This window comes from Pseudomonas sp. CK-NBRI-02 (genome assembly GCF_008124495.1).
Taxonomy (GTDB): Bacteria; Pseudomonadota; Gammaproteobacteria; order Pseudomonadales; family Pseudomonadaceae; genus Aquipseudomonas; species Aquipseudomonas guariconensis.
On sequence record NZ_VSJH01000031.1, the window covers coordinates 151,400 to 165,486 of the forward strand.

The 14,087-nt window shown below is 62.4% G+C and carries 9 protein-coding genes, 2 tRNA genes and 1 pseudogene; 8 read left to right on the forward strand and 4 right to left on the reverse strand.

Annotated features, from left to right (window positions below; all coding sequences use genetic code 11):
* Nucleotides 1-69: 69 nt before the first annotated feature.
* The 6 genes and pseudogenes from hflK (at nt 70) to DQ397_RS25075 (ending at nt 7,075) form a co-directional block, all read left to right on the forward strand.
* On the forward strand, nt 70-1,248 hold the full coding sequence (gene hflK / locus DQ397_RS18955; RefSeq protein ID WP_043211979.1) for an FtsH protease activity modulator HflK: 1,179 nt from the start codon (nt 70-72) through the stop codon (nt 1,246-1,248).
* Nucleotides 1,248-2,117, forward strand: a complete 870-nt coding sequence (hflC, locus tag DQ397_RS18960; protein ID WP_043211977.1) for a protease modulator HflC — start codon at nt 1,248-1,250, stop codon at nt 2,115-2,117. The genes hflK and hflC overlap by 1 nt, the downstream gene beginning before the upstream one ends.
* Before the next feature lie 290 nt (nt 2,118-2,407).
* Nucleotides 2,408-3,595: an ATP phosphoribosyltransferase regulatory subunit gene (locus DQ397_RS18965; protein WP_043211975.1), complete on the forward strand. Its 1,188-nt coding sequence runs from the start codon at nt 2,408-2,410 to the stop codon at nt 3,593-3,595.
* 56 nt (nt 3,596-3,651) lie between these two features.
* Nucleotides 3,652-4,944 (forward strand): adenylosuccinate synthase, encoded by a 1,293-nt coding sequence (locus DQ397_RS18970; RefSeq protein ID WP_013974430.1) that lies wholly within the window; start codon nt 3,652-3,654, stop codon nt 4,942-4,944.
* 1,012 nt (nt 4,945-5,956) lie between these two features.
* Nucleotides 5,957-6,217 (forward strand): annotated as a pseudogene (locus DQ397_RS25070) (HAMP domain-containing protein); the annotation flags it as partial.
* Nucleotides 6,218-6,286: 69 nt separating this feature from the next.
* Nucleotides 6,287-7,075, forward strand: coding sequence for a methyl-accepting chemotaxis protein (locus DQ397_RS25075; protein WP_372240776.1), 789 nt, complete (start codon nt 6,287-6,289; stop codon nt 7,073-7,075).
* 95 nt (nt 7,076-7,170) lie between these two features.
* Here the strand turns inward: DQ397_RS25075 and DQ397_RS18980 are convergent, their stop codons facing one another.
* From DQ397_RS18980 to DQ397_RS18995, 4 genes are all read right to left on the reverse strand, one after another.
* Complete coding sequence (locus DQ397_RS18980; RefSeq protein ID WP_043211970.1) at nt 7,171-8,736, reverse strand: iron ABC transporter permease; 1,566 nt, start codon at nt 8,734-8,736, stop codon at nt 7,171-7,173.
* On the reverse strand, nt 8,736-9,749 hold the full coding sequence (locus tag DQ397_RS18985; protein WP_043211968.1) for an extracellular solute-binding protein: 1,014 nt from the start codon (nt 9,747-9,749) through the stop codon (nt 8,736-8,738). The genes DQ397_RS18980 and DQ397_RS18985 overlap by 1 nt, the downstream gene beginning before the upstream one ends.
* Nucleotides 9,750-10,016: 267 nt before the next feature.
* Nucleotides 10,017-10,103, reverse strand: a tRNA-Leu gene (locus DQ397_RS18990).
* An 87-nt stretch (nt 10,104-10,190) separates the two neighbouring features.
* Nucleotides 10,191-10,277, reverse strand: a tRNA-Leu gene (locus DQ397_RS18995).
* A gap of 273 nt (nt 10,278-10,550) precedes the next feature.
* Here DQ397_RS18995 and rnr point away from each other — a divergent pair.
* Nucleotides 10,551-13,130 carry a ribonuclease R gene (gene rnr, locus DQ397_RS19000; RefSeq protein ID WP_043211965.1) on the forward strand — a complete coding sequence of 860 codons (2,580 nt, stop codon included), beginning with the start codon at nt 10,551-10,553 and terminating at the stop codon, nt 13,128-13,130.
* Nucleotides 13,127-13,873, forward strand: coding sequence for a 23S rRNA (guanosine(2251)-2'-O)-methyltransferase RlmB (gene rlmB, locus DQ397_RS19005; protein ID WP_043211963.1), 747 nt, complete (start codon nt 13,127-13,129; stop codon nt 13,871-13,873). The genes rnr and rlmB overlap by 4 nt, the downstream gene beginning before the upstream one ends.
* Nucleotides 13,874-14,087 lie beyond the last annotated feature (214 nt).

The following is a 14,087-nucleotide window of genomic DNA, read 5'->3' on the forward strand; positions in this document are numbered from 1 at the left end:
TGACAGGCATTCTGTAGCATTGGACGGCGCGCCGTGGGCGCGTCTTTGCTTTATCAGATGGAGAGCGCTATGGCTTGGAATGAGCCGGGTGGCAACTCGAACAATCAGGATCCCTGGGGCGGCCGTCGTGGCGGCGGTGGTGGCGACAAGAAAGGTCCACCGGATCTGGACGAGGCCTTCCGCAAGCTGCAGGACAGCCTCAACGGCATGTTTGGCAGCGGCAAGAAACGCGGTGGCGGTGGTGACCGCAATGTTGGCAAAGGTGGCGGCCTGGGCCTGCTGGGCATCGGCCTGGCCGTGCTTGCGGCCATCTGGCTGTACAGCGCCGTGTACGTCGTGGACGAACAGGAACAGGCTGTGGTGCTGCGCTTCGGCAAGTACTACGAGACTGTCGGTCCGGGCTTGAATATCTATTTCCCGCCCATTGACCGTAAATATCTTGAGAACGTGACCCGCGAGCGGGCCTACACCAAGCAGGGCCAGATGCTCACCGAGGACGAGAACATCGTCGAGGTGCCGCTGACCGTGCAGTACAAGATCACCAACCTGCAGGACTTCGTACTCAACGTCGACCAGCCGGAGGTCAGCCTGCAGCACGCGACCGACAGCGCCCTGCGCCATGTGGTGGGTTCCACCTCGATGGACCAGGTGTTGACCGAAGGCCGTGAGCAGATGGCCGTCGATATCCGTGAGCGCCTGCAGCGCTTCCTCGACAACTACCGCACCGGTATCACCGTCACTCAGGTCAACGTGCAGAGCGCGGCAGCCCCGCGTGAAGTGCAGGAAGCGTTCGATGACGTGATCCGTGCCCGCGAGGACGAGCAGCGTGCACGCAACCAGGCCGAGTCCTACGCCAACGGTGTGGTGCCGGAGGCCCGTGGTCAGGCTCAGCGCATCATCGAGGATGCCAACGGCTACCGCGATGAAGTCATCGCCCGCGCCAAGGGTGAGGCCGATCGCTTCAGCAAGTTGGTTGCCGAGTACCGAAAGGCACCGGACGTGACCCGTCAGCGCCTGTACCTGGAGACCATGCAGGAGGTCTACAGCAATTCGAGCAAGGTCCTGGTGACCAGCAAGGATGGGCAGAACAACCTGCTCTACCTGCCACTGGACAAGATGGTCGAAGGCAGCCGCCATTCGGCCGCACCGGTCAGTACAGTACCGGCGTCGGCCAACGATGCGGCCGCGCGCGCGGCGCAGGAAATGCAACAGCAGCAACAATCGCTGCGTTCTAGGGAGAGCCGCTGATGAGCAATAAATCGCTGATCGCCCTGATCGCCGCCGTGGTGCTGGCCATCGTGGCCTGGAACAGCTTCTACATCGTGTCCCAGACCGAGCGTGCGGTATTGCTGCAATTCGGCCGCGTGGTCCAGGCGGATGTCCAGCCAGGCCTGCATGTGAAGGTCCCCTACGTCAACCAGGTGCGCAAGTTCGACGCCCGTCTGATGACCCTGGATGCACCGACCCAGCGCTTCCTGACACTCGAGAAGAAGGCGGTGATGGTCGATGCTTACGCCAAATGGCGAGTCAAGGACGCCGAACGCTTCTACACCGCGACCTCGGGCCTCAAGCAGATCGCCGATGAGCGTCTGTCCCGTCGTCTGGAAAGCGGCCTGCGTGACCAGTTCGGTAAGCGCACCCTGCACGAGGTGGTCTCCGGTGAGCGTGATGCGTTGATGGCCGACATCACCGCTTCGCTGAATCGCATGGCCAGCAAGGAACTGGGTATCGAGGTCGTCGACGTGCGCGTCAAGGCCATCGACCTGCCGAAGGAAGTCAACCGCAGTGTGTTCGACCGCATGAGCACCGAGCGTGAGCGTGAAGCCCGTGAGCACCGCGCCAAGGGTAACGAACTGGCCGAAGGTATCCGTGCCGATGCCGACCGTCAGCGTCGTGTACTGCTGGCCGAGGCCTATCGTGAAGCGGAAGAGACCCGCGGTGACGGCGACGCCCAGGCGGCTGCCATTTATGCCAAGGCTTACAACCAGGACGCGGACTTCTATGCGTTCTACCGTAGCCTGCAGGCCTATCGCGAGAGCTTCTCCAGCAAGAGCGACGTGCTGGTCCTCGATCCGAAGAACGAGTTCTTCCGCTTCCTGGACAAGAGCAAGCCTTGAGCCCTTCCTGAAAGACGCACCCCGCCTGGCAGCTAAAATGCCAAGCGGGGTGCATCCTGAAGGAAAAGGGGTGTATGATGAGTCAGCCGGGAAATTCCCGGCTTTTTTGCGTCTGCAAGGTTGATCGGCAACGTGTCGGTTGACGGTTTGGTCAGGTCGCAAGGCTATTCGAGGGTATTGGGTACGGTGGTAGCGCTGGGATCGGTGCTGCCCGCTGCTGTGCGCCAATGCCTGCTTTACTGACGGCTCGCCAGCTGGCAAGCCGCCCGGACCAGAGGGGAAATGGCGTAATGGCAACGGTAGACCGCTGGCTGCTGCCAGATGGCATCGAGGAAGTACTGCCGCCTGAGGCTGCGCGCATCGAGATCGCGCGTCGCCAGGTGTTGGACCTGTTCCAGAGTTGGGGTTACGAGCTGGTCGTCACCCCGCATATCGAGTACCTGGAATCGCTGCTCACCGGTGCCGGCCAGGACCTGGACCAGCGCACCTTCAAGGTGGTCGACCCGCAGTCCGGTCGCCTGATGGGCTTCCGCGCCGACTTCACTCCGCAGGTGGCGCGTATCGACGCCCACACCTTGCGTCGCGAAGGGCCGAGCCGCCTGTGCTATGCCGGTAGCGTTCTGCACGCTCAACCCCGTGCCCTGTCCACTTCGCGCAGCCCGATTCAGCTCGGTGCTGAGTTGTACGGCGATGCCAGTCCCACCAGTGACGTCGAGGTCATCAGCCTGATGCTCGCCACGTTGCAACTGACCGATGTCGCCGATGTGCACATGGACCTCGGCCATGTGGGCATCTACCGTGGCCTGGCCCGTGCCGCCGGCTTGTCCGGGGCGGTCGAGCAGCAGTTGTTCGACGCCCTGCAGCGCAAGGCCGTCGATGAAGTGCAGGCCCTGACCGCCGACCTGCCGAAGGATCTGGGCAACATGCTGCGTGCCCTGACCGAGCTGTGCGGTGGTCGTGAGGTGCTGGCCGAGGCCCGCGTCCGCCTGGGGCGTGCGCCAGCCAGCGTGCTGGCGGCGCTTGACGATTTGCTGGCGATCGCCGATCGCCTGGCGGCGCGTTATCCGGACTTGCCGCTGTACTTCGACCTGGGCGAGTTGCGCGGCTATCACTATCACACCGGCGTGGTATTCGCCGTGTTCGTTCCAGGCGTCGGTCAGTCGATCGCCCAGGGCGGACGCTACGACGACATCGGCGCCGATTTTGGCCGGGCACGCCCAGCCACTGGATTTTCCACGGATTTGAAGACCCTGGTCACACTGGGGCGAGCGGAGGTCGTATTGCCTTCTGGCGGGATCTGGATGCCCGACAGCGGCGACACGGCCCTCTGGCAGATGGTCTGCCAGTTGCGCAACGAGGGCCAGCGTGTGGTCCAGGCACTGCCTGGTCAGCCGTTGAGTGCTGCTCTCGAGGCGGATTGTGATCGGCAATTGATTCAGCAAGACGGGCGCTGGCAGGTACTGCCGCTGACCCATTGAGATTCTTCGTCGGCCGTGGGCCGGCAACCAAGTTTGCGTGAATGAGGACAAGTGTTATGGGTAAGAATGTCGTCGTCCTGGGCACCCAATGGGGTGATGAGGGCAAAGGCAAGATCGTCGATCTGCTGACCGAACATGCTGCCGCCGTAGTGCGCTACCAGGGTGGCCACAACGCGGGTCACACCCTGGTGATCAACGGTGAGAAGACCGTTCTGCACCTGATTCCTTCCGGCATCCTGCGTGAAGGCGTGCAGTGCCTGATCGGCAACGGCGTGGTCGTGGCTCCGGATGCCTTGATGCGTGAAATCACCAAGCTGGAAGAGAAGGGTGTACCGGTGCGCGAGCGCCTGCGCATCAGCCCGGCTGCTCCGCTGATCCTGTCCTACCACGTGGCCCTCGACCAGGCCCGTGAAAAGGCGCGTGGCGAAGCCAAGATCGGTACCACTGGCCGTGGTATCGGCCCAGCCTACGAAGACAAGGTCGCTCGTCGCGGCCTGCGTGTTGGCGATCTGTTCCACCGCGAGCGTTTTGCCGCCAAGCTCGGTGAGCTGCTGGATTACCACAACTTCCAGCTGGTGAATTACTACAAAGAGCCGGCCATCGACTTCCAGCAGACACTGGACGAGTGCATGGCCTACGCCGAGCAGCTCAAGCCGATGATGCTCGACGTCACCGCCGAACTGCATAACCTGCGCCGCGCTGGCAAGGACATCATGTTCGAAGGCGCCCAGGGCTCGCTGCTGGATATCGACCACGGCACCTACCCGTACGTCACCAGCTCCAACACCACCGCTGGCGGTATCTCCACGGGTTCCGGCGTTGGCCCGATGTACCTGGACTATATCCTCGGCATCACCAAGGCCTACACCACCCGCGTGGGTTCTGGCCCGTTCCCGACCGAGCTGTTCGACGAGACTGGCGCCACCTTGGCCAAGCGCGGCCATGAGTTCGGCTCCACCACCGGTCGTGCTCGCCGCTGCGGTTGGTTCGATGCCGTGATCCTGCGTCGCGCTATCGACGTCAACAGCATCTCGGGTATCTGCCTGACCAAGCTGGACGTGCTGGACGGCCTGGAAACCATCAACATCTGTGTTGGCTACAAGAACGAGAACGGTGCGGTCATCGACGCGCCTTCCGACGCTGACAGCTACATCGGCCTGGAGCCGGTGTACGAAGAGATGCCAGGCTGGAGCGAGTCGACCCTGGGCGTGAAAACCTTGGAAGAACTGCCGGCCAACGCTCGCGCCTACATCAAGCGCATCGAGGAGCTGATCGGTGCGCCGATCGACATCATCTCGACTGGCCCGGACCGCAACGAGACCATCGTGCTGCGTCATCCGTTCGCCTGATCAGTCGCTTCGGCAGTGATCGAACGCCGCGCTCCGCAAGGAGTCGCGGCGTTTTCATTTGGGCACCATGCAGAAATGCCTTGTCAGGCGCCAGACATTGGCGTTTATCCCTGCTGTGCTGGGCATAACCCTTGCTGTATGAAACTCCTGTCGGTGCCATCAAAGTAATGGCGCCAGAAAACACGGGAGTTACAACGTGTCTGCCATTCTTTCACTGTTACGAAGCCGCCTCTTGCGGCCAGTGTTTGTTGCACTTGGTATCGCTCTTCTGGTGCAGGTGCTGGTTGCCGTTGCACTAACGCGGAGCACGGTCACCGCCCTAGAAGCCGATTTGGGTGCACGCTTGGGCAGCGACAGCCAGAAACTGGCCGCTGAACTGGAGCAGGCCGGGCAGGATGTCCGCGCCGGGCTCGACAGCCTCTCGGCCAGCACCCGTCAGCGCCTGAGCGCCGGCCTTTCCGAGCGCCTGCAGGGTGAGCAGCAGCAACTGCGCGCCACGCTGGAGAAGAACCTCAAGGACTCGGCCAACGACATGGCCGAGCTATTGGCCTCTGTCGCGCCGCGCGCCATCTGGGACAACGATGTACCGACGCTTTCGGACTTTGCGCGTCGCGCGCAGCGCAATCCCAATGTGTTGTTCGTCATTTATGACGACGCCCAAGGCCAACACCTGACCCGCTACCTGAATCGCCAAAATCCCATCAACCAGACGCTGATCGAGCGCGGGCAGGGCGAGCGCGCGTTGGACAAGGTGCTCGATGCCGCGCGCAAGGACCCTTCGGTGTACTACGTCGAGGCGTCCATCAACCCCAATGGCGCCGAGATCGGCAAGGTGCTGATGGGCGTGTCGACCGCCGGGGTGGAGCAGGAGCTCAAGGCGCTGGACCAGCGCTTTGCTGCCTTGATCGCCAGCGGCGAGCAACTGGTGGGCGATAGCCTGGTGGCGGCCGCCGCCGACAGTGGCAAGGCCCTGCGGTCGCGTCTCGAGACCGCACAGAACAGCGCCACCGCCATGCAGGCCAACACCGCGCAAACCGTGCGCGATGCCGCGGCCGAGCTGCGCTGGCGGATCGGCCTGGGCCTGGTGCTGGTAGGCTTGGGCGTGTTGTTGGTGGTGGCCGTGGTGCTGGGGCGGCGTGTGGTCAACAAGCTGCGCTTGTTGATTGGGGCGCTGAACGATCTGGCGGCGGGCGAGGGCGATCTGACCAAGCGGGTGGCGCTCGACAGCCGTGACGAGATCGGTGATATGGCCTCGGCGGTCAATCGCTTCGTCGACAAGTTGCAGCCCATCGTCCGCGAGGCTGGCGAAGTGGCTCAGCGTACGGGAGTGGAAATCGACACCATGGCTCAGCGCAACGCAGGTGCCGACGCAGCCGCTGCGCTGCAGCGTGACGAGGTCGCCGCCAGTCTGCGTGATCTTTCGAGCATGGCGGACGAGGCCCAGGCCGAAAGCCAGGCCATGCAAGCGGCCTTGCAGCAAGTGGTGGATATCCGCCAAGCCACTGACGAGAACAGTCGCGCTTCCACCCAGCTGGCGCGTTTGATCGAGAACCTGGCCGGGGAGGTGGAGACGGGTTCTCAGGTAATCGAACGGCTGGCCAAGCAGAGCGAGCAGATCGAAGTGGTGTTGACCGTGATCCACGGCATCGCTGAGCAAACCAACCTGCTGGCGCTCAACGCCGCTATCGAGGCTGCCCGGGCCGGAGAGACGGGACGCGGCTTTGCCGTGGTCGCCGATGAAGTGCGCGCCCTGGCAAGCAAGACCCAGAGCTCTACGGGCGATATCCAGGCGCACATCGCCGCCTTGCAGGCAGGAGCCAAGGAGGCGGTGGCCACCATTAGCCAGGCCGGTCGCCAGGCAAGCGAAGGGTTGTTGGTGCTGCGTGACAATGAGCGTCGTCAGCAGTCGGTACAGGCAGCGGTGGAGCAGGTGCACTCGGCCATCGGTCTCGCGACCCGGGCGGCTGAACAACAGGCTCACGGCGCGCAGGCTGTGCGCGGACGAGTGGAGAATATCCATGCCCAGGCTGAGCGTTCGGCAGAGGTGGTGATGCAGACCACGGCCAGCAGCAAGGTGCTGGATGATCTGGCGGCACAGTTGCGGGCGAGCCTGGGGCAGTTCCGCGCCTGAAAAAACGTAGGGGGTGTGACGGGGCGACTGTTGCCCTGCCGGATCCAGGGGCTGTAAAGCAGCCCCTGGAGCGGCGGTGGGATCTACGAAACGGTTTACGCCTTGTTAAGATACATCCGCGTGGTCAGCAAATACACCGGCAACCCCGACACCACGATCAGTAGCGCCGCATAAGGTGCTGCCGCGGCGAATTCGACGTTGGCGGTATGCGCCCAGACTTCTGTTGCCAGCGTCGTCATGCCGGTGGGGCTGAGTAGCAGGGTAGCGGTCAGCTCCTTCATGGCATCGAGGAATACCAGGGCGAAGGCCGCTGCCAGGGCTGGGAAGATGATCGGCAGAGTCACCCGGCAGAAGGCGCCAAAACTGCTGGCGCCCAAGGTTCGGGCCGCTTCTTCCAGCGTGGGGGAGGCTTTGTTCAGGGCCGTGCGCACGGGGGCCTGTGCCAGTGGCAGGAACAGCAAGGCATAGGCCAGCAGCAGCAGGGCGGACGTCTGGTAAAGGGCCGGCACATAGTGCAGGGCGAAGAACACCAGCGTCAGCGCGATCACCAGCCCTGGCAAGGCATGCAGCAGGTAGGGCAGGCGCTCGGCCCAGATCGCCAGGCGGCCCTTGTAGCGCACCACCAGAAAGCTGATGGGCAGCGCCAGCAGCACGCAAAAACCGGCTCCACCCAAGGAGACTGACAGCGACGTCAGCAGTGCCTTGCCGATTTCCGTAACCGGAAATGCTGCCGATGAACCCACACTCAACCAGTAGCCGAGCATGGCCAAGGGGATTCCGCTGCCCAGTACCGCCAGTGACAGGCAGAACAACTGCCCCAAGGGCATCCAAACCCGTAGGCGAACCGGTTGACCGCGACGGGCCACGCCCTGGCCGATCCGCACATGGCGCGCCTTGCCACGTACGCGCAGTTCCAGCCAGAGCATTGCCAGGCACAGCGCCAGCAGCACAGCCGAAAGCATGGCCGCGTTGGCGTTGCTGAACTCCAGTTCGAACTGCTGGTAGATGGCCGTGGTGAAGGTCTGCAGGCCGAGGATGGACAGGGCGCCGAACTCCACCAGCATGTGCAGGGCAATCAGCAGTGCGCCGCCGATCATCGAGGGCCACAGCAACGGCAGGGTGATCTTGAAGAATACGCCCCAGCGGCTGCAGCCCAGGGTGCGCGCCGACTCCTCAAGAGAGGTGTCGAGGTTGCGCAGGGTCGCGGCCACAGGCAGGAACACCAGCGGGTACTTCGACAGCGCCATGACCAAGATTGCCCCGCCCAGGCCCTCGAAGTCCGAACTCAGCGACACCCAGGTGAAGCTGCTGACGAACGACGGCACAGCAAAGGGTAGGCACAGCACCACCCCCCAGAGGCGACGGCCTGGCAGGTCGCTGCGCTCCAGCAGCCAGGCCAACGCCAGTCCGACGATCAGGCAGGCCACTGTGACCCCTATCATCAACATCAAGGTGTTGCGCAGCAGCCCCCAGACGAAGGGGCGCCAGAGCAGGCGAAAGGCTTCATGCCAGCCGGCTTGCCATGCCTTGAGGGCGACGTAGAGCAATGGCAGCAAGCTCATCGCCACCAGGAACAGGACGGGCAGCACCACCCAGATCGAGGGGCGCTTGCGGCGTGGCACGAAGCGCGCCAGGGCCGGCTGGGGCAGGGCGGCAGTCATCAGAGCAGGCCGACCTCTCGTTCAAGCTCCAAGGCTTCCTCGGCGTTGCCAAGGTCCGCCGGCGAGATCTTCGGTGGGCGTAGCTCTTCGAACGGCTTCAGGCCCTGATCCGAGACCATGCCTTTATGCAGCGGGTATTCGGCGGTGGTCTGGGTGATGACGCGCTGGCCCTCTTCGCTGGCCATCCAGTTGAGCAGGGCTTGGGCTTCCTTCGGGTGCTTGCTGGCCTTGACGGCGCCGGCACCGGAGATGGTTACCAGATTGCCGGCGTCGCCGTCGGCCAGGTAGTAGAGCTTGGAGTCCAGCTGGCCACGCTCGCGCTTGAGGGCATACCAGTAGTAATTGTTCACTAGCACGGTATCGACTTCACCGCGCTCGACGGCTTTGAGGGCCACCATGTTGTTGGTGTAGGCCTTGCCGAAGGCTTTGAGGCCGGTTAGCCATTCCTCGGTCGCTTCGCGGCCATGCAGCTTGAGGATGGCCACGGCTTGTTCTTGGAAGGCCCCGCTGGTAGGCACGTAGCCGACACGGCCATCCCACTCGGGGTTGGCGAAGTCCATGACGCTTTTCGGCAGGTCCTTCTCGTCGATTTTCTTGGGGTTGAACACGACGATCCGGGTTCGCGCGGTCACACCCATCCAGGTACCGTTGGCGCCGACGTATTGCTTGGGCAGCATGTCCAAGGTCGCGTCATCGATTTTCGCCAGCAGGCCCAGTTCGCCCAGGTTGTTCAGAGGCGGGGATTCTTCGGTATAGATGACATCGGCGGGCGAGCGATCGCCTTCCTCGATGATCTGACTGGCCAGCTGGTTGCTGCTGCCCTTGCGAATATTGATGTGAATGCCGGTCTTGGCCTCGTAGGCCTTGGCGATGGCTTCGCCGATTTCTTTGTGCTGGCCGTTGTACAGGGTCAGCGTGACCGGTTCGTCAGCCAAGGCGGCCGGTGCGCCGATCACCAGGCCGAAGAGAGCGGCGGCCAGGCTGCGCATCAGCAGTTGCGGGCGGATCGTCATGCGGGTACTTCCTCGCTTACGGCTACATATTTGGAAACAATGGTAAACGAAATCGTTTCTCAAGTGGCCGTATGGCGAGAAATTCATCAGCAGACAAAGGGCTAAGGAGGCGTCTCTTCCTGGTGGGGCTGGTTTGCCTGTGAAGAGCGATACACAGTGCTTGGCACCGGCTTTGCCGGTGTTTGCGCATGAAGCCGTTGCTGCAGAGGGCAGGGGGCTAAATCGCAGGCAAGAAAAAACCCACTAGCAAGCTAGTGGGTTTTTGTATGGTGCCCAGGAGAAGACTCGAACTTCCACGACCGTTAAGTCACTGATACCTGAAACCAGCGCGTCTACCAATTCCGCCACCTGGGCAAAGCTTTACATCTTCTGTGCAAGACGACTATCGTTCGTTTAACACAGTAGTAACAGATCCTTGGTCATCTGTTACTTGAAAATAGTTGGTGCCCAGGAGAAGACTCGAACTTCCACGGCCGTTAAGCCACTGATACCTGAAACCAGCGCGTCTACCAATTCCGCCACCTGGGCACACATTTCGTCGAGGTCACATGATGCTTTACATCGCGTTGCATCTCAACTACAACGTCGGCTGTCCGTCGTTGTGGTGCGCACTATACGGACGCTCCTGAGGGCTGTAAAGCCCCGGATCAAAAAAAAATTCAAAAAATTCAACTTGTTGATTCCGCAGGCCTATTGCCTCCACTTCGACGCTCCGCTGGGGCTGTCCAAGGCAGACATTTCCGGTTTCAATACGCCTATGCCAGAATTCTTATCTATATACCCCAAGGTGAACCCCTTCTGATGGCCGATTGGCAATCCCTCGATCCCGAGGCCGCTCGCGAAGCGGAAAAATACGAAAATCCCATTCCTAGCCGTGAGCTGATCCTGCAGCGTCTCGCCGACCGTGGCGAACCGGCCGCTCGCGAAGAGCTGGCCGCCGAGTTCGGCCTGCACGAAGAAGACCAGATCGAAGCCCTGCGCCGCCGCCTGCGCGCCATGGAGCGCGATGGCCAGCTTATCTATACCCGGCGCGGCACCTATGCCCCGGTAGACAAGCTTGACCTGATCTGCGGTCGCGTTTCCGGCCACCGCGATGGTTTCGGCTTCCTGATCCCTGATGATGGCAGTGAAGACCTCTTCCTGAGCCCTGCGCAGATGCGCCTGGTGTTCGACGGTGACCGCGGTCTGGCCCGGGTTTCCGGTGTCGATCGCCGTGGCCGTCGTGAAGGCGTGCTGGTCGAAATCATCTCCCGTGCCCACGAGAGCGTGGTCGGCCGCTACTTCGAGGAAGGTGGCATTGGTTATGTCACTCCCGATAACCCGAAGATCCAGCAGGAAGTGCTGGTGACTGCCGGGCGTAACGGTGGTGCGAAGATTGGCCAGTTCGTCGAGATCAAGATCACCCATTGGCCGACCCCACGCTTCCAGCCCCAGGGTGATGTGGTGGAGGTGATCGGCAACTACATGGCGCCCGGCATGGAGATCGATGTCGCGCTGCGTAGCTACGATATTCCTCACGTCTGGCCTAAAGATGTGATCAAGGAAGCGCGCAAGTTCCGCTCCGAGGTCGAAGAGAAGGACAAGGAAAAGCGCATCGATCTGCGTCATCTTCCGTTCGTCACCATCGATGGCGAAGATGCCCGCGACTTCGACGATGCCGTTTATTGCGAGCCCTTGGGCAAGCTGCGGCTGTTCTCGGGCGGCTGGCGCCTGTACGTGGCGATCGCTGACGTTTCCAGCTATGTGCGCCTAGGTTCGGCCCTGGATGTCGAGGCGCAGCAGCGCGGCAACTCGGTGTACTTCCCCGAGCGCGTGATTCCGATGCTGCCCGAGGAGCTGTCCAACGGCCTGTGTTCGCTGAACCCGCACGTCGATCGCCTGGCCATGGTCTGCGAAATGACCATCAACAAGGCCGGCCAGATGGTCGACTATCAGTTCTACGAAGCGGTGATTCATTCCCATGCCCGCCTGACCTACAACAAGGTCAGCAGCATGCTCGAACATGCCCGTACCCGCGAAGGCAAGGCCCTGCGCGAGGAGTACAGCGCGGTTCTGCCGGACCTCAAGCACCTCTATGCCCTGTACAAGGTGCTGGTGGCGGCTCGCCACACCCGTGGCGCGATCGACTTCGAGACCCAGGAAACCCGCATCATCTTCGGTGAAGACCGCAAGATCGATGAGATTCGCCCGACCGTACGCAACGATGCCCACAAGCTGATCGAGGAGTGCATGCTGGCGGCCAACGTGGCCACCGCCGAGTTCCTGCAGAAGCACGGCGTTCCGGCACTCTACCGTGTTCACGATGGCCCGCCACCGGAGCGCCTGGAAAAACTGCGCGCATTCTTGGGCGAGCTGGGCCTTTCGCTGCACAAGGGCAAGGATCCTTCGCCGAAGGACTACCAGGCCCTGTTGGCGAGCATTGCCGGGCGCCCGGACTTCCATCTGATCCAGACCGTCATGCTGCGCTCGTTGAGCCAGGCGGTGTACAGCGTCGAGAATAACGGCCACTTCGGCCTGAACTACGAGGCCTACACCCACTTCACCTCGCCGATTCGCCGTTACCCGGACTTGCTGGTGCATCGCGCCATCCGCAGCGTGATCCGCTCGAAGATCGATACTCCGCATGTCAAGCGGGCGGGTGCCATGAGCATTCCGAAGGCGCGCATTTACCCATACGACGAGAACACCCTCGACCAAATGGGCGAGCAGTGCTCGATGACCGAGCGACGTGCCGACGAGGCCACGCGCGACGTCGTCAACTGGCTCAAATGCGAATACATGCGCGACCGTGTCGGCGAGACCTTCCCGGGCGTGATCACCGCGGTGACCGGCTTCGGCCTGTTCATCGAACTGACCGACATCTATGTGGAAGGCCTGGTACATGTCAGCGCCTTGCCGGGTGACTATTACCACTTCGATCCGGTGCACCACCGTCTGTCTGGCGAGCGCAGTGGTCGCAGCTTCCGCCTGGGCGATACTGTCGAGGTCAAGGTCATGCGTGTCGACCTGGAGCAGCGCAAGATCGACTTCGAGATGTCCGAGGCGAGCGTCAACGCCCCGGTCGGTCGCAAACCCGCTGCCGCGGCCGACAAAGCGGTACCTGCAGCCCAGCCGGCACCTGCATCCGAGGCGAAGATTTCGCCCAAGCCGCGCAGCCGCAAAAGCGAGACTGCCGAGGCGTACTTCCCCAAGGACGCCGTGCAGCGTAATGCCGAAGTGCGCAAAAGCCGGGAAATGAAAAAGGCGCTGATGAGCGAGGCCCGTCACAGCCACGCCAGCGGCAAGTCGGACAAAGGCGCCAAGGCGTCCGGCAAGCCGACCAAGCATCGCAAGGGGCCGTCGAAGTCAGGCGCGCCGCGCAAAGGCAAGAACAAGTCATGAGTCAGCTGGAAAAAATCTACGGCGTGCATGCCGTGCAGGGGCTGTTGCAGCATCATCCCAAGCGGGTCAAGCAGATCTGGTTGTCCGAGGGACGCAGCGAGCCGCGTATCCAGAGCCTGTTGGCCTTGGCGGCGGAAAACCGCGTTCCGGTCGGCCAGGCCGAGCGCCGCGAGCTCGATGCCTGGGTCGAAGGTGTGCACCAAGGTGTCGTTGCCGAGGTCAGCCCGAGCCAGGTCTGGGGCGAGGCCATGCTCGACGAGTTGCTCGAACGTGCCGAACGGCCACCGCTGATCCTAGTGCTCGATGGTGTCACCGATCCGCATAATCTCGGTGCCTGCCTGCGTACTGCCGATGCTGCCGGTGTCACGGCAGTGGTGATTCCCAAGGACAAGTCGGCGACGCTCACGGCCGTGGTGCGCAAGGTCGCCTGCGGCGCTGCCGAGGTGATTCCACTGGTGGCCGTGACCAACCTTGCCCGTACGCTGGAGAAACTCCAGCAGCGTGGGCTATGGGTGGTCGGGACTGCAGGCGAGGCCGAGCAGGAGATCTACCAGCAGGATCTGACTGGCCCGCTGGTGATGATCATGGGCGCCGAAGGCAAGGGCATGCGTCGCCTGACCCGCGAGCACTGCGACTTCCTGGTCAAGTTGCCGATGGCCGGTAGCGTCAGCAGCCTGAACGTGTCGGTGGCTACCGGGGTGTGTCTGTTCGAGGCTGTGCGACAGCGTCAGGTCAAGGGCTGATGCCCATTTGCGGCTGATCCCGCTGCTACAGGGCAGTGGGAGCGGGATTACCCGCAAAAGGGGCGGCGCCTCTTTCGCGGGGCTCCGGCAATTTGTTTCCGGCTGTTCAAATAATCGCCAGCCACCTTGCTTGTACTCCCCGCCTTCTCTACAATTGCGCCCCTTGCCAAGCAGGCAGGCGCGCATGTGCCTCTTTCCAAGGCAAGACATACAG